This window comes from Corynebacterium sp. HMSC077D03 (genome assembly GCF_001808545.1).
Classification (GTDB): domain Bacteria; phylum Actinomycetota; class Actinomycetes; order Mycobacteriales; family Mycobacteriaceae; genus Corynebacterium; species Corynebacterium simulans.
In genome coordinates, this window is the sequence record NZ_KV793654.1 from 1 (window position 1) to 872 (window position 872).

Below are 872 nucleotides of genomic sequence, written 5' to 3' on the forward strand. Positions count from 1 at the left end.
GGGATATACGACAAAAAGTGTGTCTTTTTGTGTTGCCCCGTGTCGGGGTTAGGTGCCTGCCCATCCTTTTTGTATGCCTAGGTTGTGTTCGTATGAGTCTGAGATAGCGTTGTCGTAGAGGGCTGGTCGTCCTGTTTGCTGGTCGGCTTTGTTCTCGTTGTGGGGCGTGGCGTGAACTTTGGCGAGTGCGTCACGTCCCCAGTTTTGTTCTTTGGCTATTTGTGCTGGTGGTATTGGGTCTTCGGTGTGGAGGTAGAGCCACCATTCCAGCATTCTTCGCTGTCGTTCTCCTCCTCGTCCGCGGTGAAGACGTGCCAGTAGTTTGAGCTGGGCGTTGATGGCGCCTTCTAGGTGGTTTGTTGTAGCCGCCCACGTGTAGTTGGGATCGGCTGAGGGTGCTGCAGGTTGTAGGAACGCGAAAAGCCATTGCTGGCGCGATAAATGTGACAGGCTGTTGAAAGCTCGTCTGACGCGGATATGGGTAAATTCTTGTTTGCCGGTGTAGATGTTGAGGCTCTTTTCATCCATCCACAGGCGGTAGACGTCATGGAATTGTTGCAGCTTAGCTGTCCATTGTGCTGCTTTGTCGAGACTATCGACTTGGGTGAGCTCTAAGGCAAGTGCGTAGATTGCTTTGCCTGCCTCGGTGCGTGGCCGGGAGGTGACATGCCTGCGAACAACTCGTTGGGCATGGACAAGGCAGCGCTGGATGGTTGTCTGTGGCCACAGTTGGCGGATCGCACTGTAGGCGCCAGTACCGCCATCGAGTACCACCATAAGTGGTGGCTGGAGTGGTTCAAGTAGTTGCTGGTAGGCCTGTGCGGTTTCGTGCTTGGCCCATACCCAGTTCAGGACGTGGAAGCGTGTGGCTG

General features: G+C 54.8%; 1 protein-coding gene. It reads right to left on the reverse strand.

Annotated features, from left to right (window positions below; translation table 11 throughout):
• Positions 1–48: 48 nt before the first annotated feature.
• Positions 49–872, reverse strand: an 824-nt coding sequence (locus HMPREF2888_RS00955; protein WP_070518071.1) for an IS1249 family transposase, incomplete at its 5' end; no start/stop codon positions are given.